General features: G+C 66.1%; 22 protein-coding genes and 1 tRNA gene. 9 read left to right on the top strand and 14 right to left on the bottom strand.

Annotation, left to right across the window (positions count from 1 at the left end; genetic code table 11):
• Genes ACKY0X_RS08680 through ACKY0X_RS08660 form a run of 5 tightly spaced genes read right to left on the bottom strand, consistent with a single transcriptional unit; the run spans position 1 to position 5,137 of the window.
• A complete protein-coding gene (locus tag ACKY0X_RS08680) occupies positions 1-1,269 on the bottom strand; it encodes an MCE family protein (RefSeq protein ID WP_065041700.1) in 1,269 nt (422 codons plus the stop codon).
• Complete coding sequence (locus ACKY0X_RS08675; RefSeq protein ID WP_409429103.1) at positions 1,266-2,294, bottom strand: MCE family protein; 1,029 nt, start codon at positions 2,292-2,294, stop codon at positions 1,266-1,268. Before ACKY0X_RS08675 ends, ACKY0X_RS08680 begins: the two co-directional genes overlap by 4 nt.
• Entirely contained in the window at positions 2,291-3,568 is a 1,278-nt protein-coding gene (locus ACKY0X_RS08670; RefSeq protein WP_409429102.1) for an MCE family protein, read from the bottom strand. Before ACKY0X_RS08670 ends, ACKY0X_RS08675 begins: the two co-directional genes overlap by 4 nt.
• A gap of 4 nt (positions 3,569-3,572) precedes the next feature.
• Positions 3,573-4,376, bottom strand: coding sequence for an ABC transporter permease (locus tag ACKY0X_RS08665; protein ID WP_065153560.1), 804 nt, complete (start codon positions 4,374-4,376; stop codon positions 3,573-3,575).
• Positions 4,373-5,137, bottom strand: a complete 765-nt coding sequence (locus ACKY0X_RS08660; RefSeq protein WP_065041696.1) for an MlaE family ABC transporter permease — start codon at positions 5,135-5,137, stop codon at positions 4,373-4,375. Before ACKY0X_RS08660 ends, ACKY0X_RS08665 begins: the two co-directional genes overlap by 4 nt.
• 360 nt (positions 5,138-5,497) lie before the next feature.
• On the opposite strand from ACKY0X_RS08660, the gene ACKY0X_RS08655 reads away from it, so the two are divergent.
• Entirely contained in the window at positions 5,498-6,220 is a 723-nt protein-coding gene (locus ACKY0X_RS08655) for a 2OG-Fe(II) oxygenase (protein ID WP_409429558.1), read from the top strand.
• Here ACKY0X_RS08655 and ACKY0X_RS08650 read toward each other — a convergent pair.
• The 3 genes from ACKY0X_RS08650 to ACKY0X_RS08640 form a co-directional block, all read right to left on the bottom strand.
• Entirely contained in the window at positions 6,205-6,852 is a 648-nt protein-coding gene (locus tag ACKY0X_RS08650; protein ID WP_409429101.1) for a class I SAM-dependent methyltransferase, read from the bottom strand. The genes ACKY0X_RS08655 and ACKY0X_RS08650 overlap by 16 nt on opposite strands.
• On the bottom strand, positions 6,849-7,814 hold the full coding sequence (locus ACKY0X_RS08645) for an NAD(P)/FAD-dependent oxidoreductase (protein WP_409429100.1): 966 nt from the start codon (positions 7,812-7,814) through the stop codon (positions 6,849-6,851). Before ACKY0X_RS08645 ends, ACKY0X_RS08650 begins: the two co-directional genes overlap by 4 nt.
• A gap of 78 nt (positions 7,815-7,892) precedes the next feature.
• Positions 7,893-9,014 (bottom strand): YeiH family protein, encoded by a 1,122-nt coding sequence (locus ACKY0X_RS08640; protein WP_409429099.1) that lies wholly within the window; start codon positions 9,012-9,014, stop codon positions 7,893-7,895.
• Between the two features lie 236 nt (positions 9,015-9,250).
• Here ACKY0X_RS08640 and ACKY0X_RS08635 point away from each other — a divergent pair, with 236 nt between their 5' ends.
• Complete coding sequence (locus ACKY0X_RS08635) at positions 9,251-9,826, top strand: helix-turn-helix domain-containing protein (RefSeq protein WP_409429098.1); 576 nt, start codon at positions 9,251-9,253, stop codon at positions 9,824-9,826.
• 17 nt (positions 9,827-9,843) lie between these two features.
• On the opposite strand, the gene ACKY0X_RS08630 is transcribed toward ACKY0X_RS08635, so the two are convergent.
• The 3 genes from ACKY0X_RS08630 to ACKY0X_RS08620 are packed head-to-tail and all read right to left on the bottom strand — an operon-like array spanning position 9,844 to position 12,828.
• Positions 9,844-10,938 (bottom strand): bifunctional RNase H/acid phosphatase, encoded by a 1,095-nt coding sequence (locus ACKY0X_RS08630; protein ID WP_409429097.1) that lies wholly within the window; start codon positions 10,936-10,938, stop codon positions 9,844-9,846.
• A gap of 25 nt (positions 10,939-10,963) precedes the next feature.
• Positions 10,964-11,698 carry a zinc ribbon domain-containing protein gene (locus tag ACKY0X_RS08625; protein ID WP_409429096.1) on the bottom strand — a complete coding sequence of 245 codons (735 nt, stop codon included), beginning with the start codon at positions 11,696-11,698 and terminating at the stop codon, positions 10,964-10,966.
• Entirely contained in the window at positions 11,695-12,828 is a 1,134-nt protein-coding gene (locus ACKY0X_RS08620; protein ID WP_409429095.1) for a Nif3-like dinuclear metal center hexameric protein, read from the bottom strand. Before ACKY0X_RS08620 ends, ACKY0X_RS08625 begins: the two co-directional genes overlap by 4 nt.
• 61 nt (positions 12,829-12,889) lie before the next feature.
• Here ACKY0X_RS08620 and ACKY0X_RS08615 point away from each other — a divergent pair, with 61 nt between their 5' ends.
• From ACKY0X_RS08615 to ACKY0X_RS08600, 4 genes are read left to right on the top strand one after another with little or no spacing between them, the layout of a single operon-like run.
• Positions 12,890-13,573 carry an HAD-IA family hydrolase gene (locus ACKY0X_RS08615; protein WP_409429094.1) on the top strand — a complete coding sequence of 228 codons (684 nt, stop codon included), beginning with the start codon at positions 12,890-12,892 and terminating at the stop codon, positions 13,571-13,573.
• A complete protein-coding gene (locus tag ACKY0X_RS08610) occupies positions 13,566-14,060 on the top strand; it encodes a low molecular weight protein-tyrosine-phosphatase (RefSeq protein WP_046286087.1) in 495 nt (164 codons plus the stop codon). The genes ACKY0X_RS08615 and ACKY0X_RS08610 overlap by 8 nt, the downstream gene beginning before the upstream one ends.
• A complete protein-coding gene (locus ACKY0X_RS08605) occupies positions 14,060-14,896 on the top strand; it encodes an SURF1 family protein (RefSeq protein WP_409429093.1) in 837 nt (278 codons plus the stop codon). The genes ACKY0X_RS08610 and ACKY0X_RS08605 overlap by 1 nt, the downstream gene beginning before the upstream one ends.
• Before the next feature lie 34 nt (positions 14,897-14,930).
• Positions 14,931-15,791, top strand: a complete 861-nt coding sequence (locus tag ACKY0X_RS08600; protein ID WP_409429557.1) for an LLM class F420-dependent oxidoreductase — start codon at positions 14,931-14,933, stop codon at positions 15,789-15,791.
• Positions 15,792-15,794: 3 nt separating this feature from the next.
• Here the strand turns inward: ACKY0X_RS08600 and fadD8 are convergent, their stop codons facing one another.
• A complete protein-coding gene (gene fadD8 / locus ACKY0X_RS08595; protein ID WP_409429092.1) occupies positions 15,795-17,387 on the bottom strand; it encodes a fatty-acid--CoA ligase FadD8 in 1,593 nt (530 codons plus the stop codon).
• A gap of 119 nt (positions 17,388-17,506) precedes the next feature.
• Here fadD8 and ACKY0X_RS08590 point away from each other — a divergent pair, with 119 nt between their 5' ends.
• Both ACKY0X_RS08590 and ACKY0X_RS08585 read left to right on the top strand, forming a co-directional pair.
• Positions 17,507-17,923 carry an ArsR/SmtB family transcription factor gene (locus ACKY0X_RS08590; protein ID WP_409429091.1) on the top strand — a complete coding sequence of 139 codons (417 nt, stop codon included), beginning with the start codon at positions 17,507-17,509 and terminating at the stop codon, positions 17,921-17,923.
• Positions 17,924-17,930: 7 nt separating this feature from the next.
• Entirely contained in the window at positions 17,931-18,149 is a 219-nt protein-coding gene (locus ACKY0X_RS08585) for a zinc transporter Slc39a7 (RefSeq protein ID WP_409429090.1), read from the top strand.
• 64 nt (positions 18,150-18,213) lie between these two features.
• Here ACKY0X_RS08585 and ACKY0X_RS08580 read toward each other — a convergent pair whose 3' ends face one another.
• Positions 18,214-18,432 carry a hypothetical protein gene (locus ACKY0X_RS08580; RefSeq protein ID WP_409429089.1) on the bottom strand — a complete coding sequence of 73 codons (219 nt, stop codon included), beginning with the start codon at positions 18,430-18,432 and terminating at the stop codon, positions 18,214-18,216.
• 611 nt (positions 18,433-19,043) lie between these two features.
• Here ACKY0X_RS08580 and ACKY0X_RS08575 point away from each other — a divergent pair.
• A complete protein-coding gene (locus tag ACKY0X_RS08575; RefSeq protein WP_409429088.1) occupies positions 19,044-20,465 on the top strand; it encodes a hypothetical protein in 1,422 nt (473 codons plus the stop codon).
• A gap of 932 nt (positions 20,466-21,397) precedes the next feature.
• Here ACKY0X_RS08575 and ACKY0X_RS08570 read toward each other — a convergent pair.
• Positions 21,398-21,472, bottom strand: a tRNA-Val gene (locus ACKY0X_RS08570).

The following is a 21,472-nucleotide window of genomic DNA, read 5'->3' as shown; positions in this document are numbered from 1 at the left end:
TCAGTTGCCCCCGTCTGCCGCCGGGCCGAGCGCGGGCGGGCCTGGGGGCGGTCCGCCCGGTGGCGGCGCCGGCAGCGGCTCTCGGTAGGGATAGCGCGGGTCTCCGGGTTTGCCGGTGATGGCATCCGGCAGGGTCAGATTGGGTTCGCCGCCCTGTCCGGTGCGTGGAAACGGCATCGGCAGTGGTGGGGTGCCGGGCTGGCCGACGGCCGGGTCGTTCAGCTGCGAGGGCAGCAGCACATTGGGGTCCAGACCCAGATCGGAGAAGGCGGCTTCGATGGCCGGCTGCGCCAGTTGGCCCGGAATCAGGTTCACCACTGAGGCTTTGAAGAACGGCCCGGATCCCAGCACCTCGCCGAACGACATGGCGTAGCGGCGAAACAGGTAGAGCGTGCGCTGCAGGTCGGCTCGGCGGTTGTCGAGGATCTCGAGAACGCCGTTGAGCTTGTCCACCGCGGGCTTGAGTTGCTGACGGTTGTCGTCGACCACGGCCGACACCTGTCGCGACACCGCGGTCAGATTGGCCATCAGCGCGTCGACGGAATTGCGTTGTGACAACAGTTCGCTCAGCAGGGCGTTGCTGTTGGCGACCAGGCCGGCGATCTGCTCGCTGCGCCGCGCCAGCACCCCGGTGACGTTGTTGGCGTCGGCCAGCAGCTGACGCAGCGTGGCGTCGCGCTTATCGAGGGTGTCGGAGAAACGAGCCACTCCCTGCAGCGCCATCTTGAGGTCCGGTGGCGTGTCTTTGAAGGTCTCGGCCAGAGTGGTCAGCGCCGAGGACAACTGGGTGGTGTCCAGGCCGCTGATGACGGCGGTCAGATCTCCCAGGGCATCCGGCAGATCGTAGGGGGACGTGGTGCGTTCCACCGGTATCGGACCGGTGAGGTGGCCGTCGCCGCGCGGGGTCAGTTCCAGGAACTTGTTGCCCAACACCGTTTCGGTCTTGATCGCGGCCTCTGTCCGGTCGCCGAGCACGACTCCCTTGCGGACCGTGAACGTCACCCGGACCCGGTTGCCCTCTAGCCGTAGACCGGCAACCCGGCCGACGTCGAGCCCCGACACTCGGACGTCACTGTTGGATTTGATGCCGCCGGCCTCGGTGAAGTAGGCGGCGTAGTCGGAGGTGCCCTTGACCAGCGGCAGCCTGTCATAGCTGAACACCGCGACCACCAAGGCGATCAGCAGGAGTATGCCGGTGACGCCGACCGCGGGCCGATTGCGTTCGGCCAGCGGTTTGATGGTGATCCGCGGCAGTTTCGGTCTGGTCATTTCGGGGCGCACCGTCCGGTCGTCTGGTTCATGATCTTGGAGTAGAGCGGTTGGCCGCCTTTACCATTCACCTTGATCACCAGGTCACACATGTAGAAGCCGAAATAGTCGCCGTAGAGCCCGTTGCGCGCCAGAACCTGGTAGGCGTCGGGCAGTGTCTTGACCAGATCGTCGACATAGTCGCGGTCGGCCATCACCTGGCCGGCGGCCCGATCGGTTTGCACCACCACGTCACGAATGGGTTCGCGGGCAACGGTCAGTAGGTCGGCGACCGAGCCGGCGGCGGCGTTGACGTAGGCCACGCCCTTGGTGAGATCGGTGCGGCGATCCGCCAGTCCCTGGACCATCTGGGTCAGCGAATCCAGCCCGTGGCCGAATTCTCGGTCGCGGGTGCTGAAGGTGCCCAGCACGGTGTTGAGGTTGGTGATCACCTGGCCGATCAGTTCGTCGCGGCCGGCCAGTGTCGTGGTCAGTGCCGAGGTCTGCGACAACACCGAGGCGATGGTGCCGCCCTGGCCCTGAAATACCTTGAGCAGCTCACCGCTGAGCGCGTTCACCTGGTCGGGGTCCAATGCACGGAACAGCGGCCGGAATCCTCCGATGAGGGCATCCACATCGAGTGCGGGTTCGGTCCGCGTCAGCGGAATCGTCTGGCCCGGTTGCAGGGTGCGTACCGACCCCGCGCCCTGCTCCAACGACAGGTAGCGGTCGCCGATGAGGTTCTCGTAGCGCACCGCCGCCCGGGTGCCCTCGGTGAGCGTCAGCCCCCGGTCGATCAAGAAGTCGACCGTGACGGTGCCGTCGGGACGCAACGCCATCTTGGTGACCTTGCCGATCTCGACACCGGCGATGCGAACGAAGTTGCCGCCCTTGAGACCCGACACGTTGGTGAACTCGGCCCGGTAGCCGACCCGGGAGTCGAATCGGAACTGCCCGAACACCGTGACCAGGATGAAGATGAACACCAAGCACGTCACCGTGAACAACACGACCCAGGTCGAGGTCTTGCCGATATTGCCTCTCATGGCGACTCCGGCCCGGGCGCGGGCGGTCCGGGGTAGCGGATTCTCGGCGGTTCCGGCTCCGGCTTGGTCACCGGGAAGTAGTTGGCGAAGCCGGGAAAACCGATGCCCGGGTTGGGCCGAACGTCCAGGCCGGTACCGAATCCGGTGTCGGTCACCAGATACTTCACCGGGAAGTTCTTGCTCACGTCGGGTAGCGAGCCGCAGCTGGGCCTGCCGCCCGGCCCGCCCCGGGCGTTGACCAGAGGCAAGTTGTCGGGGTAGCGGTACGGGTCGTCGCCGGCGAGCATCGCGGCGTCCATGATGACCGATCTACCGTTGCCGCCCATAGCGTCTCGTCCGCCGTTCTCCAGGAACCATTGCGCCCCCTGGAACAGGCAGGTGTAGGTCGGCGAGTACTCCTCGAGCAGGTCGGTGGTCGGCGCCATCAGGTTGAGCGCTTGAACCAGTCCGGGCTGGTTTGCGCCGATGGTGTCGATTCCGGTCACGGAGAATCCGACCGCGGCGAGCAGCAGCGCGTCGAGTTCGCCGGCCTGGCCGGACAGGGTGGTGCTGGTGGTGGTCGCGGAGTCCAGGATTTCCAGGATGTTCTGCGCGGCAACGGAATATGCCTGGGTGGTCTGGCCGAATAGTTGCCAGTCGCGCTGCACGGTCGGCATGCGTGGGTTCACCGCTGTCAGCATCGTGTTGGCTCCGGTGATCGCCCGCCCGATAACGTCTCCCCTGCCCCGCACCGATTCGGCCACCGCCGACAGCACCGAGTTGAGCTTGGCGGGGTCGATGGCGTGCACCACCGCCTGCAGGTTCTCGAACATGGTGTTGACTTCCACCGTCACGTTGCGTGAGCGCAACACCGCGCCGGCCTTGAGCCGTTGGCCACTGGGACCGCCGGAGGGGATTACCAGATCGACGTACTTGGCGCCGAACGCCGTACTCGACTTGATCTCGGCTTCGATGTTGCTCGGCAAATATCCGAAGGACCGTGGGTACATCTTCAGATTCAGGGTGGACAGTCGGGAGTGATCGGTCCCCGGTTGGCTGCCGATGGATCTCACCTCGCCGATCTGGATACCGCGAAGTTTCACCTTCGCCCCGTCCTCCATCACCAAGCCGGCTCGATCGGAGACCAGAGTGAGCGGGACATAGCCCCGGAACGCTCCTGAGAACAGCAGGGCGGTCATGGCGCACAAGGCCGTGATCACTACCACCAGGACGGGCGACCACCAGATCGGGTCGATCCCGCCGCGGCGGGATCTGTTGCGGGTACCGATATTCATCGCCTCACCCCGACAGATGGAAATTGCCGGACTGTCCGTAGACGGACAGTGTGATGGTCAGCAGCACAAACACCGTCGCGGTGACCGAGGTGCGCACGGCGCGGCCGACGGCCTCGCCGACCCCGGCCGGGCCACCGCTGGCGGTGAAGCCGTAGTAGGTATGCACCACCATGACCGCGGTGGCCATCGACAGCGCGGCCAGAAACGACCACAGCAGATCGGTGGGCTCTAAGAAGGTGGAGAAGTAGTGGTCGTAGACGCCCCGCGACTGCCCGTAGATCACGGTGGTGCCGAAGCGAGTCGCCAAGAACGCCATCAGCACCGCGACGGTGTAAAGCGGGATCACCACCAGCACGCCGGCCACGATCCGGGTGGCGGCAAGGTAGGTGATCGACCGAATGCCCATTGCTTCCAGCGCGTCAATCTCTTCGTTGATCCGCATCGAACCGATCTGCGCGGTCGCACCGGCACCGATGGTCGCGGCCAGCGCCACCCCGGCGGTGGCCGGGGCGATGAACCGGACGTTGAGGAAGGCGCCCAGGAAACCGGTCAGTGCTTCAATTCCGACGTTGGACAAGGTGTTGTAGCCCTGCACGGCGATCAGGGCCCCGGTGGACAAGGTGAGGAAGCCGACGATCACCACGGTGCCGCCGATGACGGCCAGCGCACCGGCGCCCATTCCCATCACCGCGATCAACCGCAGCACCTCGCCGGGGTAGCGGCGGACCGCGTCGCCGATGGCGGCCAGTGCGGCGCCGTAGAAGGCAGTCTGTTCGCCCACCCGCCGGGCGGTCTCCGCGGCCGTCACGGCGCGACCTTCACACCGAAGGCGGTGGCCAGGATGTTGATCAGAAACAGCGCCATGAACGCGAACACCACGGTCTCGTTCACCGCATTGCCCACCGACGTCGGGCCACCACCCACCGACAACCCCTTGTAGCAGGCGATCAGCCCGGCCGACAGGCCGAACAGCAGCGCCTTGATCAGCGAAACCACCACCTGCGGCAGTCCGGTCAACAGCGTCATCCCGGCGACGAATGCGCCCGGCGTGACGTGCTGCACGAACACCACGAAGGCATAACTTCCGGTCAGGCCCACCACCGCGACCACCGAATAGAGCATCACCGCAACGAATGTCGCCGCGATCACGCGGGGAACGACCAGTGCCTCGACGGGGTTGACCCCGATCACCTTCATGGCGTCGATCTCCTCGCGAATCGTGCGGGCACCCAGATCAGCGCACATGGCGGTGGCGCCCGCCCCCGACACGACGATGGCGGTCACTACCGGGCCGACCTGGGTGACGGCCGCCAGCGCCGCACCGGCGCCGGACAGGTCGGAGGCGCCGATCTCCAGCAGCACGATGTTGAGCGTGAAGACGATGAGCACGGTGTAGGGAATCGACAGCATGATCGTCGGGACGATCGACACCCGGGCCACGAACCAGATCTGATTGATCAGCTCACGCCACGCCCACGGGGGTCGCGCCATCGCCGCGAACGTCTCGCCGGCAAGCACGACGAAATCGCCGACCGCGATCGCGGGCTTGGTCCAGGAGGGCCCGCTCATCGCTGCCTGCCTCTGATGTTCGCCAACGCGTCAGCCCGTTCGTGCTCGCACGCGCCGACCGGTCAATGACAGCTCCGCCACTGCCCCACCGGATTCGCACGTCACCGCTGATCTCCCGCGCATTGCCACTCCCCTCCTGTAGTTGGCCGAACAGTAGAAGTGCGGGAATTAGCTGTCAACGACCCCAAATGGCCTACTACCGCGCTGTTCACGGAAGCTGCTGGTTGCCAGGCGCCGGCGATTTGGCGCACGGCGATTTAATCGAACCGACCCGAACGACGGCACTCATTCGCGCCCCGCAGCACGGTTCGCGGGCCGTGGCGCACACTCGATAGCACCCGATCGGAAGGATTCCAGGTGATGGCGACGACGGCGACGCGCTGGGAGCGGCGGGTGAATGCCGGCGACTGGGACACCATCGCCGCCGAACTCGACGAGTGCGGCGGCGCCCTGCTGCCTCGGCTGCTGACCGTCGCCGAGGCCGCGCGGCTGCGGCGTTGCTACGCCGACGATGAGCGCTTCCGTGCCACGGTCGACATGCAGCGCCATCGCTACGGGTCCGGGCAGTACCGGTATTTCGCGGCGCCGGCACCCGATCCGGTCGATGCGCTCAAGCGGGCGTTGTACCCACATCTGCTACCGATCGCCCGGGACTGGGCTACCCGGCTGGGTCGGGATGCGCCCTGGCCCGACGACTTCGACGAGTGGCTGAAACAGTGTCACCGGGCCGGTCAGACCAAACCGACCGCCCTGATGTTGCGCTACGGCCCCGGTGACTGGAATGCGCTGCACCGGGACCTCTACGGCGAGTTGGTGTTTCCGCTACAGGTGGTGATCAATCTCAGTGACCCCGCCGTCGATTACACCGGGGGTGAGTTTCTGCTCGTCGAGCAGCGCCCACGTGCGCAGTCTCGGGGCGTGGCCGTGCAGCTGCCACACGGGCACGGTTATCTGTTCACCACCCGCGATCGCCCGGTGCGCTCCACCCGCGGCTGGTCGACGGCGCCGGTGCGCCACGGCGTCTCACCGATCCGCTCGGGTGAGCGCTTCACACTGGGGCTGATCTTTCACGACGCCGCTTGAGCATCCAACCGGCGCAGCAGCATCACGTTGTCGATCCACTGTACGACCTCGCCGTCGGGCCCGACGCTGTCGCGGCCGACACTGTCCGCGCGCAGCCGACGCCACTGGGAATCGTCGAAGTGCAGGCTGGTGAGAACCTCCTCGACGGTGGCGAAGTGATGCTCGTGTGCATCCTTGCCGGCCCCCGGCGGCGGCGCCGCATGATCGACGATCAACAGCAGCCCGCCTGGTGCCACCGCGCCCGCGGCGCGGCGCAGCACCGCCTCGCGTTCCAGTGGCACCGGCGAGTGCAGGAACTGCGCCGACACCAGGTCGAAGCGGCCGACGGGGAAGCTGGTGGACAGATCGTGGCGCTCGAAACGGATGCGAGATAACAGGTCTCGCCGCTCGGCTGCGGCGCGGGCCCGTTCCAGCGCGTTGGCCGAGACATCGACCGCCACCACCTGCCAGCCCTGCTCGGCCAGCCAGATCGCGTCGCCGCCCTCACCACAGCCCAGATCCAGTGCCCGGCCCGGCGCCAGGTCCGCGGCGATCTCGGCGAGCTGGACGTTGACCCGCCCACTCCACACCGGATCGTCGCCACCGTAGAACTCGTCCCAGAATTCGCGTGGGTCGCGCACGGCGTCGGTCATCGGTCCACTTCCTTTTCCGTCATTGCGTTGCCGGGAGGCAACGGCAATCCGTAGTCGTCGGCGGCCAGGCTCTGCACCACCGCCGCCGCGGCGCGGGAGCCCGCTGCGATCGCGGCAGCCACCTGTGGCATCTCCCCCGTCAGGTCTCCCGCCGCGAACACTCCGGGAATCGAGGTGCGGCACAACGGATCGACGCCGACCGGGTCGTGCGCCACGGGCCCTGGTGCCGTAACGGCCACGCCGAGGCGCTCGGCCAGTTGATCGCGCTGCCGCAGAGCCGCCGCGACCAGAAGTCCGCGCCTGGGCAATCGCTCACCGTCGGCGAACACCACCGCCGACAGCTCGCCGTCGTGCGCGTCCAGCGCCGCCACCGGCCGCTCGTCTACCCGAACGCCGGCATTGGCCAGCCGGGTGCGGTCGTCCGCGCCGAGCTCGGCAGGACCGCCGGTGAGAACCACGATGTCGTCGCTCCAGCACCGCAGCAGCAGCGCCAGGTGAACGGCCCGGGCACCGTCGGCCAGCACCGCCAACGGCAGATCCCGCACTTCCCAGCCGTGGCAGAACGGGCAGTGAAACACCGATCGGCCCCACAGCTGCGCTACGCCGGGGAGATCCGGTGGCAGGTAGGCCATTCCGGTGGCCAACAGCACCCGGCGCGTTCGTTCTACGCGACCGCCGGCAAGCCGCACCACGAACTCGCCGTCGATGCTTTCGATGTCTGCCACTTCACCGGCGCGGATCTGCACACCGTAGGAGACGAGTTCGTCGCGGCCGAGTCGATAGAGCTCGAGCGGCGGGCGGCCGTCGTGGCCCAACAGGCCGCCGATTCCGTGCGCGCTGCGGTTGCTCTGCTGGCCCGCGTCGATCAGCAAGGTCTTTCGCCGGGCTCGGCCCAGTACCAGACCGGCGCTAAGCCCTGCCGCGCCGCCGCCCACCACGATGCAATCCCAGATTTCGCTCATGCATCGAGCATGCAGCCTGTAGCGCCAAACAGCACGCTCGTTTGCCATCCAGGCAAACGGCCCCCCGGGGCCCGGCTTTCAGGAGGCGGCCACACCCCAGCCCAGCCAGCGCGAGGTGAATAGCACCAGCCCCAACGACACCGTGGCCACCACCACCAGGCCGATGACAGCCACCAGCAGTGGCCGCCAACCCGCCCGGGCGATCTGCCGAAAGTCGGTGGACAGGCCGACGCCGGCGAACGTCAGCAGGAACGCCCATCGCGACACGTTGCCCAGGCTGGCCAGCTGAGCCTTGTCCAGCCACCCCAGCGTGGCCACCGTGGACACCACCAGGAAACCCAGAACGAATTTGGGGAACTGGTGCCAGATGAACGCCGCCTTGGCTCGAAAACCGGAGGCCACCTGGTCGGCCTGTCCGCGCGCCGCCCAGTACACCGCAAAGCCCAATACCACGAACCCGATCAGGGCGTTGCGCACGGATTTCACCAGCACCGCGATCTTGCCGGCCTCGTCGGAGAACAGGTAACCGGTGGCGGTGGTCTCCGCGGTGTTGTCCACCGATAGGCCTGCCCACAAACCGAACTCATGGTCACTCAACCCGATCAGGTGGCCTAGCGGCGGTAACACGAACAGGCCCACCGCACCGAGCGCCAGGATGGCGGCAATCGCATAGCTGACGTCGGAGTTCTTGGCTCGGATAGCTCCCTTCGACGCGATGATCGCCGACACCCCGCAGATCGAGGTGCCGATCGCCAGCAGTGACCCGAGCTTTCCCGACAAGCCGAAAAGATGCGCTGCGCCAAGGATTATCGCGCCGGCAATCGTCATGTCCAGCAGAATCTGAATCAGGCTGATACCGCCCAGTTTGGCGATGTCGCCGAGCACGAAGCGGGAACCCAGCGCGACGATGCCGACCTTGAGCCAGAACTCGTAGGTCAGCACCCCCGGCAGGAAGACCCGGTGCAGTCCCACGGTGTTTCGGATCACGAGTCCGATGACGATGGCCCACAACACGTATTCGATGTCGGGCACCGTCGCGTGCAGCTGATGGCCCAGCGCCAGCCACCACCGCTGGGCATACTTGCCGAGCAGTCCCACGGTAAGCAGCAAGGCGAACCCGGGCAGATAGTCCAGCGGGCGCCGGCTGGAAAAGATCGCCTCTGGTTCGGCGTGGTCGGAATCGGACCGTGTCGTGGTCATTTCGTCACCACGGAATCTTCGGGAGCAAATCGGCCAGGGCCAGCGCAATGAGCACGCCGACCACGAGGTTCGCCCATCCGTCCACGCCCAACCACTTCATCTGCGGCCTCTCGTCAGCGGTTCGGGCGTAACGGTATGACATCGCCGGTGCGCGATGACAGAGTTCAAATCACCGTCGCTGAAAAGTCGCACTCACGGTTGCCGTCCCACCGAAGGTGCTGGCAACCTGGATTGCTATGCAGGCAAGCAGTGGCGACGGCGGCGTGGATCTACTGGTGCGGCGTCGACTGCGTGAGCTACGCACCCAGCAGGGGCTGACCCTGGAGGATGTGGCGACGCGCGCCGGTATCGACGTCTCGACGTTGAGCAGGCTGGAATCGGGCAAGCGACGCCTGGCATTGGATCATCTGCCTCGACTGGCCGAGGCACTGTCGGTCAGCACCGACGACTTGCTGCGCGCCCCGCAACACCAGGACCCGCGGGTGCGGGGTGCCTCGCACAGTCACAACGGCATCACCTATTGGCCGCTGACCCGCCACGGCCCGGCCGGGGGTTTGCATGCCTTCAAGATCCGGGTCGGTATGCGTCGCCGGCGGCCCGCCGAGTTGCCGGTGCACGAAGGCCACGAGTGGATGTACATGCTGTCCGGCCGACTCCGGCTGGTGCTGGGCGACGATGATTTCCTGATCGGGCCCGGCGAGGCGGTCGAGTTCTCCACCTGGACACCGCATTGGTTCGGTGCGGTCGACGGTCCGGCCGAGGCCATCGTGATCTTCGGAACCCACGGCGAACGCGTGCACCTGCACGACTAACGCGCGCAGGCCGCCGGCTACAGGTAAGCCGTCTGATTCACCAGCCGCACCGACGCCGGCCCGTCGCCGTAAAACTCGGCGATGCTCAGCGACGCCAGGTCCAGGTGCAGCCGGTACAGGATGGCGGGGCCGGCGTCCAGCGCCAGGCGCAGCACGGTCTTGATCGGTGTCACATGCGACACCACCAGCACGGTGGTGCCGGCGTGGTCGGCGACGATTCGGTCGCGCGCGGCCTGCACCCGCTGCTGCACGGCGTCGAAGCTCTCCCCACCGGGGGGCTGCGTGGAGGTGTCCTTGAGCCAGCGGCGGTGCAGGTCGGGATCGCGCTCGGCGGCCTCGGCGAAGGTCAGCCCCTCCCACGCGCCGAAGTCGGTTTCGGTCAGGTCCTCATCGACGGTCACATCCAACCGAAGCAGCCGCGCCGCCGCCTCGGCGGTGTCGCGGCAACGCTGCAGCGGCGAGCTGATGACCGCGGCGATGCCCCCGTGCTGGGCCAAGTAGCGCGCCGCGGCATCGGCCTGCCGCCGACCGGTGTCGGTCAGCGGCAGGTTGCCACGTCCGGAGTAGCGCCGGTTCACCGACAGTTCGGTCTGCCCGTGGCGCAGCAACAGCAGCCGAGTAGCCGTTCCCGTCGCGCCGGTCCAGCCGGGAGCTGTCGGGGCAGGCGCGGGCGCCGTCTCCACCGGCTGCGGTTCAGGCCTCTCGATTCCGGCAGCGGCGTCCATCGCCTCGTTGGCCAGCCGGTCCGCATGGGAATTCTTCTCCCGCGGAATCCAGGAGTAGCGGACATGGTCGAACTTCGCCGCCAGCTCGCGGGCCTGCCGGTGCAGCGTGATCAGGTCCGGATGCTTGACCTTCCACCGGCCGGCCATCTGTTCGACCACCAGCTTGGAGTCCATGAACACCGCTACCTCGGCGGCGCCCAACCGGGCCGCCTCGGTCAATCCCGCGACCAGGCCCCGGTATTCGGCAACGTTGTTGGTGGCAACACCGATGGCCTCCTTGGCCTCGGCGAGCAGCGAGGTGCGATCGGCGGACCACACCACCGCCCCATAGCCGGCCGGGCCCGGGTTTCCGCGCGACCCACCGTCGGCTTCAACGACGACCTTCATCCCCCCACCCTCACCGGCCAGAGCACTAACCGAAGTTCTTGACCCGCAGCAGGATCGTGTTGCATTCCGGGCACCGCAGGACCTCTTCGGGCTCCGCTGCCGAGATCTTCGCCAGCTGGCCGCGGTCGATTTCGATCCGGCAGGCGCCGCACTGGCCCCCGCGCAACAGGCCCGCGCCGACTCCCGCCGAGGCCCGCTGCCGCTCATAGAGCGCCAACAGCTCGGCGTCGATCTCGGCGGCCAGTCGTTCACGGCTGCCCGAACGCTGGCCGCGGGTGGTCTCGATCTCCTCTAAGGCGGTGTCGATCGCCTCCTGCACTCGGCCCAAATCAGCAGCCAGGCCCTCCAGCACGCTCGCTTCGGCGCTGGCCTGGGTCTGCAGTTGCTCACGCTGCTCCATCAACTCCAGCAGCGAGTCCTCCAAGCTGGACTGACGCTTCTGCAGGGTCTCCAGCTCATGCTGCAGATCGACGACCTGTTTGGGGCTGGCCTGCCCGGAGTCCAGTAGGGCGCGGTCGCGGTCCTCACGCTGGCGCACCGCGTCGATCTCCGACTCGAACCGACCGGCTTGAGCGTCCAAGTCCTCCAAGGCCAACTCCAGCGCGGCCAACCGATCGGCGGCGGCGGTGTGCTCGGCCTGGATCCGCTCGCGCTCCTGCTGCTCGGGAAGGTTCCCGACGCGGTGCGCCATCCGGGCCAGTTCGGCGTCGAGTTCCGACAGTTCCAGCAGTGAACGTTGCTGTGCTTCTTCAGCCCTCATGACCGGCCTCCTTCATGCGCGAGATTCCAGGGGTCGGTGCGCAGCGTGCTGACACGCACCGGCAGCGTCGCACCGAAATGCGAGCGAAGTACATCGGCGGCCTGCGCGCACCACGGGTATTCACTGGCCCAGTGGGCCACGTCGACCAGCGCCATCGCCGACCGGCGGGAATGCTCGTCAGCCGGATGGTGGCGCAGGTCCGCGGTGACGTAGACCTGTGCGTCGGCGGCGGCCGCGGCATCGAGCAGGGAGTCCCCCGCGCCGCCGCAGACCGCTACTCGCGAGACCGCCATGTCGGGGTCTCCCGAGGCACGCACGCCCCACGAGGTGGCCGGCAGGCCCGCGGCGACGCGGGCGACGAACGCACTCAACGGCTCCGGGTTGGCCAGGCTGCCGATCCGGCCGATCCCCACCCCGGCGGGCAGCGGCTGCAACGCGAAGATGTCGAACGCCGGTTCCTCGTAGGGATGGGCAGCCAGCAGCGCCGCGTGAATCGCACCGCGGGCCCGCGCCGGCGCCACCACTTCGACGCGGTCCTCGGGAACGAATTCCACCTGGCCCACTCGTCCGATCGCCGGCGTCGCACCATGGCCAGGCAGGAACTGGCCGGTGCCCGGCACACTCCAACTGCACTGCGCGTAGTCACCGATATGACCCGCGCCGGCCGCGAACACCGCGGCCCGGACCGCCTCGGCGTGCTCTGCCGGCGTGTAGATCACCCACTTGTCGGTGTCTGCCCGCGGGCCCGCCGGCTCCAACACGGACTCCACGGTCAGCCCGAGCGCTGCCGCGAGCGCATCCGAGACCCCGGGCGAGGCCGCATCGGCATTGGTGTGGGCGGTGAACAGCGCCCGACCGGTGCGGATCAACCGGTGCACCAGCGAGCCCTTGGGGGTGCTGGCCGCCACGGTGTCCACCCCGCGCAGCAGCAGCGGATGGTGGGCCAGCAGCAGGCCGCCGTCGGGCACCTCGTCGACCACCGCCGACGTGGCGTCGACCGCGATCGTCACCGAGCTCACCGAGTCGTCGGGGTCACCGCAGACCAGCCCGACCGAGTCCCAGGAGTGGGCCAGCCCGGGCGGGTAGGCCGCATCCAGTACGTCAATGACGTCAGCCAGCCGCGCGGTCACACTGCAAGACAGTAGTGCGCCACCCGGCGAGCTCTCCGCGCACGTCGGGGACAATGGGACCGTGACGCGCACGAGCACCGCCGCCGCCGAATTGGTCATCTTCGACCTCGACGGCACCCTGACCGACTCCGCGGCCGGGATCGTCGCTAGTTTCCGGCACGCGCTGGACCACATCGGCGCGCCGATTCCCGAGGGTGATCTGGCTGCTCGGCTGGTCGGCCCGCCGATGCACCACACCCTGGCCGCGATGGGCCTCGGCGAGCAGACCGAGGCCGCGGTCGCCGCCTACCGCGCCGACTACACCAGCCGCGGATGGCAGATGAACACCATGTTCGACGGCGTCGCCGCGCTGCTGCGCGACCTGCAAGCCGCCGGGGTCCGGCTGGCCGTGGCGACCTCCAAAGTGGAGCCGACGGCGCGCAAGATCCTCGCTCATTTCGGGCTCGACGGTTATTTCGAGGTGGTCGCCGGCGCCAGCGTCGACGGCACCCGGGCCGCGAAGTCCGAGGTGGTGGCACACGCTCTGGCTCAACTGGCGCCGCTGCCCGCGCGGGTGCTGATGGTGGGCGACCGACGCCACGATGTGGACGGTGCGGCCGCGCACGGCATCGACACGGTTCTGGTCGGCTGGGGCTACGGCCAGGCCGACTACGCGGACACCGCCGATGCCGGTCTTGATTCCCTCGACGGTCCCCTCGCCCGGGTGCAGACCGTCACCGAACTACGGGAGGTACTCGGTGTCTGAGCCGATGCTGCATGTCACGTTCGTCTGCACCGGCAACATCTGCCGCTCGCCGATGGCGGAGAAGATGTTCGCCCACCAGCTCGCGCAGCGCGGGCTGGGCGGCGCCGTACGGGTGACCAGCGCCGGGACCGCGGACTGGCACGTGGGCAAGGGCGCCGACGAACGCACCAACCGAGTGCTGCGCGACAACGGCTACCCGGTAGAGCACAGTGCCGCCCAGGTCGGGCCCGAGCACGAGGCAGCGGACCTGGTGGTGGCGCTGGGACGCAACCATGTCGGGCTGCTGCAGGGGCTGGGTATTCCGGCCGAGCGGATCCGGATGCTGCGGTCCTTCGACCCGCGTTCGGGAGCGGCCGTGCCCGACGTCGACGACCCCTACTACGGCGGCCACGATGACTTCGTGCAGGCGTTCACCGTCATCGCGGCAGCACTGCCGGGCCTGCACGCCTGGGTTGACGGGCAGCTGGCGTTGGGCGAGAGCGGCTGATGCGACGCCTGGCCTTCCTGCTGCGCCCGAGCTGGCTGGCTCTGGCGGCGGTAGTGCTGGGCTTCGCCTACCTGTGCTTCACCGTGCTGGCGCCGTGGCAACTGGGCAAGAACACCACCACCTCCCGCGCGAACAGCCAACTCGAGCACGCGTTGACCGCCGAACCCGTGCCGGTGACCACGCTGCTGCCGCATCAGGATTCGTCCGCGCCGGACGAGCAGTGGCGGCCGGTGACCGCCACCGGGCACTACCTGGCCGAGAAGCAAGTGCTGGTGCGGTTGCGGTCGATCGACGGAGTGCCCGCGGTGGAGGTACTGGCGCCGTTCGCCGTCAAAGGCGGCCCGACCGTGCTGGTGAATCGCGGCTACGTGCGCACCGACGACGGCGGCTCGCGGCTGCCGGACATTGCGGCACCGCCGGATTCCGAGGTCACCATCACCGCGCGGCTGCGTGACTCCCAAGGCGCCATTGAAGGCAAGAACCCGTTCACCGAGAACGGTTTTCGCCAGGTGTACTCGATCAACACCGAGCAGGTCGCGGCGGTGACCGGTGTCGCGCTGACCGGGTCCTACCTGCAGCTCGTCGAAGATCAGCCCGGCGGCTTGGGTCTGATCGCGCTGCCGCGCCGGGATGCCGGCCCGTTCCTGTCGTACGGGATTCAGTGGATCGCGTTCGGGATCCTGGCGCCAATAGGCCTGGGGTACTTCGCGTTCGCCGAGCTGCGGGCACGCCGTGCGGAGCGCGCAGTGATGCAACCCGAGGCCGAAGACGACGAGCCAGCGCCACCGATGACCGTCGAGCAGAAGCTCGCCGACAGATACGGCCGGCGCCGCTAGGCCCCCGACACCGCTGTGCCATCCTGGGGCCATGGTGAACGTCACGGGTGTCGGGATCTGGAGTGCGCCGCTGCGCTACGGCGATCAGGGCGAGGCCGCCGAAGCGGCCGCCGAATTGGAAGAACTGGGCTTCGGCGTGCTGTGGATACCCGACGTGGGGGGTCCGGTGTTCGACGCGGTGGGCAACCTGCTGTCGGCCACCCGCAGCGCGGTCATCGCCACCGGCATCCTGAACCTTTGGATGCACGCCCCGGCCGACGTCGCGGCGTCCTACGCATCGCTGACCGCGACACACGGTGACCGGTTCCTGCTCGGCATCGGGGTCAGCCACGCTCCGCTGATCGACGCCGGGGATCCCGGTCGATACCGCCGCCCACTGCGCGCCATGAGCGAGTTTCTCGACGGGCTCGACGCCGCCGACGCGCCGGTGCCGGTCAAGTCGCGGGTGCTCGCGGCCCTGGGGCCCAAGATGCTCGACTTGGCCGCCTCCCGCAGTCGCGGCGCCCACCCCTACCTGACCACCCCCGAGCACACCCGGTTTGCCCGCGAACAACTCGGCGACGGGCCATTACTGCTGCCCGAGCAGACCGGCATTTTGTGCGCCAGCCGCGACGAAGCACGCGCGATCGGCACCAAGTGGCTGGGCTCCTATTTGGCGCTGCCCAACTACGCCAACAACCTGCTGCGGTCAGGCTTTTCCGAGGACGACATCGCCTCGGTCAGCGATCGGCTGTTCGACGCGATCATCGCCTGGGGAACCCCGGAGGCCGTGCTCAGCCGGGTCGCCGAGCACCAGGCCGCCGGAGCCGACCACGTCTGCGTCCAGCTGCTGGATGCCGACCCGCGCGCCTTCCCTCGGGAGCAGTGGCGGCAGCTGGCCGCAGCGCTGGGCTGAACCTCAGCCGACGGAACGCTCTGCGCCGGACCAGAACTGGGCGCGCACGGCCTTCTTGTCCGGCTTGCCCAGCGCGGTCACCGGCACCGATTCGGTGACGATCACCTGTTTGGGCGACTGGACCGACCCCTTGCGCTCCTTGACCGCGGACTGGATCTCGGCGGTCATCGTGGCTACCGCGGCGGCATCGCTGTCCACGCCCGGACGCAGCACCACCACCGCGGTCACCGCCTCGCCCCACTTCTCGTCGGGGGTTCCGATCACGCACACCTGGGCCACCGAGGGGTGCTCGGCGATGACGTCCTCGACCTCGCGGGGGAACACATTGAAGCCGCCGGTGACGATCATGTCCTTGGTGCGGTCGACGATGTAGTAGAAGCCGTCTTCATCCTCACGCGCCAGGTCGCCGGTGTGCATCCAGCCGTCCTTGAACGTCTCAGCGGTGGCCTCCGGAAGCTTCCAGTAGCCGCCCGACAGCAGCGGCCCGGACACGCAGATCTCGCCGACCTCGCCCTGGGGCACCGGGTTGCCGTCGTCGCCCAGCAGCGCGACCCGGGCGAACAGGGTGGGGCGGCCGCATGAGGTGAGTCGCTTCTGGTCGTGGTCCCCCTTGGCCAGGTAGGTGATCACCATCGGCGCCTCGGACTGGCCGTAGTACTGGGCGAAGATCGGGCCGAACCGATCGATGGCCTCCTGCAGCCGGACCGGGTTCATCGCCGAGGCGCCGTAGTACACCGTCTCCAGCGAGGACAGGTCGCGGGTGTGCGAATCCGGGTGATCCATCAGCGCGTAGATCATCGACGGCACCAGCATGGTGGCGGTGATCTTCTGCTCCTCGATCACCCGCAGCACCTCGGCCGGGTCGAATTTGGTCAGCACCACCAGCTGACCGCCCTTGATGATCGTCGGCACGAAGAACGCTGCGCCGGCGTGCGAAAGCGGGGTGCACATGAGGAACTTGGGGTGCTCCGGCCATTCCCACTCGGCGAGCTGAGTGGTGGTCATCGCGGTGATGGATGCCACGGTGCCGATGACGCCCTTGGGCTTGCCGGTGGTCCCACCGGTGTAGGTGAGACCGCCAATGTGGTCTGGGGCAAGGTCGGCGGGCACCAGTGGCTGCGGCGCGTACTTGGCCGCCTCGGCGGCCAGGTCGACGGCCTTGCCTTCGAGCTCCGGCGGCACCGGACCGATGGTCAGCACCTGGCGCAACGTCGGCACCTTTTCGAGCAGGCCCAGGGCCCGCTCCACGAACGCCGGTGTGGGATCGATGATCAGAGTGCTGACTTCGGCGTCGGCCAGCACGTAGGCGTGGTCGTCCAGCGAACCCAGCGGGTGCAGTGCCGTGCGCCGGTATCCCCGGATCTGCCCGGCACCGATGATCATCAGCACCTCGGGACGGTTCAGTGACAACAGCCCGGTCGCGTCAGCTCCGAGTGCGTCGAACGCCTGGATGTACTGGCTGATGCGCTCGGCGAGCTGACCGCCGGTCAACGTGGTGTCGCCGAGGAACAGCACCGGCTTGTCTTTATTGCGCTTGAGGGCGCCCACGGTGAGATGCCCGGAATGAATGGGCTGGCGCATGGACTGCGTCGACATCGGGGCTACCTCCACTAGTGCGTAACGACCTGCCCGCAGGACACTACCGACCGCCTCATCCGCCGTTGGGACGAGCCGAGGGTTGACAGCCGGCGGACCCCAAGGCCTACTATTTGCGTATGCATGCAGATAATGGTCCAGCGGATCGGCTGCCGGAGGATCAGGTCGGCCTGATCGTCGAGGTGTTCCGAATGTTGGCCGACGCCACGCGGGTTCAGGTGTTGTGGGCGCTGACCAGCCGGGAAATGTCGGTCAACGAACTCGCCGAGCACGTCGGCAAGCCGGCGCCATCGGTGTCACAACACCTGGCGAAACTTCGGATGGCGCGGCTCGTGCGTACCCGCCGCGAGGGCACCACGATCTTCTACAGCATGGAGAACGAGCACGTCTGCCAGCTGGTCACCGACGCCGTCTTCAACGCCGAGCATGCCGGCCCGGGGGTGCCGCCGCATCACCGCGCCGCCAAGAACCTCCCGGCTACGGCCGGAGAGGCGTTGCCCCAATTGAGGCAACGAGCCATCGAACAAGGGAGATGAGCCACCCATGTCGCACCACAACCACGGTGAAGACCACAACCACGACGCGCCGCACGCGCACGAGCACACCCACGGCGACCTGACGCACACCCATGTGCACGACGCCCACGAGCACGAGCACGTCGAGCACGAACACGAGCACACTCACGAAGACGGGACCGTGCACAGCCACCCGCACACTCACCAGGCGGGCCTGGAGCACGCGGGCCACGCTCATTCGCACTGAGCACGCGGTGTAGCGATGCCCGCCCGGTCAGGTGCCTGCCCGGGCGGGTTTTCGCTGTCGGCGCTCAGGCCGAGAGCACGATCAGCAGGACGATGACGCCGATCAGCACGAGCAGGGCCGCCCACAGCACCGCACGCACGCCTGGCGGCTTTTCAGAACGGCCCGTGCGAGTGAACTGAGGGCTGGTCGACGGAGGTACGCCCCACTTGCCGGTCGGCGCCCGTTGCGGAGGAACGGGCGGCGACTGTGGAGTGGGTTCGTCCGGTGTCGCAGAAGTTGTCATGCCCACCGCATTGACGATCTGCGGCGGTGTCAAACAACTGGTGGGCGCGGACGGTATCGAACCGCCGACCGCTGGTGTGTAAATGGTTTATTGCCGCACTTGGAACGTTTCGCGCTGTGCATTCTCACAGCATCTACAGTTCAGCGTGTCGCAGCCGCCCTGCGGTGTCAACGGTCAATCGTCAGTTGACACCCGTCTTGGCACACTCTCGGCGCAGCGGGGGCTTGGATTTCCGGTCGTTCCGGCCGCCCGCGGACCCCCGCCAGTGGCAATCTCACCTTGCGTCCCGCAAGCCCGGACATGCTGCGCGACGCAGTAGCTTGTACGGCATTTGGTGTGGACACGGTTCCCTGCGTTGACTAGAACCGAACAATCGTTGATGCTGGGTGGCCGTGCGTTACGTACAGCGTTTGCGTGACCTCTGGGCGCAGCCACCGTGGGGCGGACGCGGTTTACCGCGGACGAGGTTCAAGTCCTCGATGCGCCACACAACCGGGGAGAAGCAGATGCAGTTGGACGTGCAGTGGATCACGGCCACGACTGTCCCTGCACTTTCATGGACCGAGGCCCGAGTTCGACGATTTTTTGACGTTAAGCCCCATCCTGCGTTAGTGAGCCAATTCGACATCCCCGAGCCGTACGTTGTCGTACCTTATGCGCTCAGACCTAAGGACGGGTTCTATCGGCTATTTTCCCGAAGCTCAGACCTCTTCGACCAAGAACTTACACGCCTGCCGAGCGCTCCGACGCAATTTGGCAACTTCACCGGATCAATTAATTCTATTTCAGGTGAACTCTTTCCAGGGGTTTTACTCGCCCGCATCAAGGCGACTTTAAATATCGATGCAACCAAGATCGCAAACAAGGATTTCGACGATCTATATAGACTGCGCTCACCCCGAACCATTCCCGTAATCGACCACGCGTTGCGGATGATAAATTATCTAGCCGAAGGAGATCGCGAGGCAGAATACGAGGCCATTCGGTACCAGGATAGCTATTTCGGATTTCATCTCAACTTGAACCAACCGTCAGATAACTTCCAAAATTCAGCGCTTGAAAATATTGAGGAGATCGTCGCACTATTAATCGGCACTCGCGATCCAAAATCCCTCAACAAAGAGCTAGTCAAGGCCGTTATAGACGAATGTGAAGCGATTAACAGGAAATCGCGGACAGAATATCTCATCCTAAATCGACAGGGATCGATTTACTTGACACCTCGCGACACCTATACCGGACCCCATAAGCATCGATTTACGCGCAGCATGGACCTCGCATGCTTAGCTATGTTTAGCGCCTCATTTTACCAGAATTCCGCTCATAGCAGCCGCCATCCCATATACAATGAATTCATCGGCGAAAGACTAAGCCACTGGGTTACCGCTCCTCGCCTTGTGTTTAAATCCAGTGAATCTAACAAACTGACATGGGATGCACTCTCATATTCGCTAGCGCTACAAGGCCATCTTGATCACTGGCAGAAATCGTTAGATGCCCAGACCGATCGCCAATCTGTGCGAAAATTCGGGGCAGCGCCTGCAGATTGGTGGTCAGACGCCGAGTTTCCACAACTCATCGAAGTTCAGTCTGAACCCGACGAGAGTGGCATTGCATGCATCATCGATCCGTCTCTTCGAGAATTCGTTATGGCCGACCGCCTTGAATCGACGCGCTGCCGCGTCACGGGAAATTATAGGGCCTCAGTAGTGATGGCAGGAATCGCGATCGAGGGCATCCTACTCGACGTAGCGATCCGGTCCTCAAACCTGCCACGAGAGAAGGCTATAAAACTTGGCTTCCAAGGCCTCATCAACGCCTGCTGCCCCGGGTTCGCAGATGATCCGTCCAATACGAAAAATGCGCAGCGCTATATTAAGCCGACCACTGCGCAACTATTGGATAATGTCTTTAGGAAATGGCGGAATTTTGTTCACCCCGGTGTTGCACTGCGTTCAGGTGACGAGGTGACTAAAGCCGTTGCAGATTCTGCCATTGCAGCGCTCGACCTGCTTTTGGAGGAACTGAGCTGACATACTCGAATTTCGACGGAGATACTACGGAACGGCCGGTGACACGCCTGTCATCGAAGAACGATGGTGGCAACCGCTGCGCTTGCCACCATCATCGGGTCGTGAGCCCCGAGCGATGGCGCTCGGGCGCAGGTCGACATCGGTGAAGAGCACATCGCTGCTCTCATTTCGCCGCTCGATGCCAATTTACGCTTGCGACCTGGCTAATCGTCGACTCCGTGCAACCGTCGCGGATAGTCTCCGTGGCCTCGCTATGGAGTTGCACAGCCGATCGCTGAATTCAGTCGTGCACCGCGTTCGGAGCCGTGGGGGCCGCTGCGCCGGCAGACCGTCGTGACACATGTGTGTCAGCACGCCGGCGTTGGCGCAGTCCGTTGTGCGACCCTTTCGCATCATCTTCGCGAGCCTCAAAGCTCCGAGCGCAACGTCGATGCGCGTTGAGGCTGGCGGATCCGAGAGGCATCCTGCGTTCCCGGCCTAGAGAAAGCCACTTCCTCATTCAGTAAAGTCTCCATCCCGCGACGAGATTGTCCGCATGGGGCCGCCACGAGACATCTTTCGGTTGAACTTCAGAATCGACGGACGTTAATACCTTGCCGAGACGGGTCACCGCGCTCATAGTCCTCTCGAACGGCTCAATCAGGTGTTCGCGCGACTCACCGAGGATGTCCTCCAACTGTGTACCGATCGTGGCCAATGATCCTCCCCGGCAATCCGACTCACAGTCACCTTGAGGCTTAATCCCGCTTCTATCACTGTCGCGGTTATTTCACGTCTTCGGGTATCTTCCGATTCGTTGGCGTTTGGTAGATCGCGCACACGCTGTTTCGGGTCCCATCGCCTCGCAGAAAACCTCGGCACACTGTTGGCGCAACGGGGTTTTGGAGAACGAGAGAGAACGCAGTTCAACATCCTCTGAACTGGAGTTTTGATGGTGGGCGCGGACGGTATCGAACCGCCGACCGCTGGTGTGTAAAACCAGAGCTCTACCACTGAGCTACGCGCCC

This window comes from Mycobacterium sp. SMC-11, assembly GCF_046250095.1.
GTDB lineage: Bacteria > Actinomycetota > Actinomycetes > Mycobacteriales > Mycobacteriaceae > Mycobacterium > Mycobacterium heraklionense_A.
The sequence above is the reverse complement of the archived record's forward strand: the minus strand, read 5'-3'. Positions and strand labels throughout refer to the sequence as shown.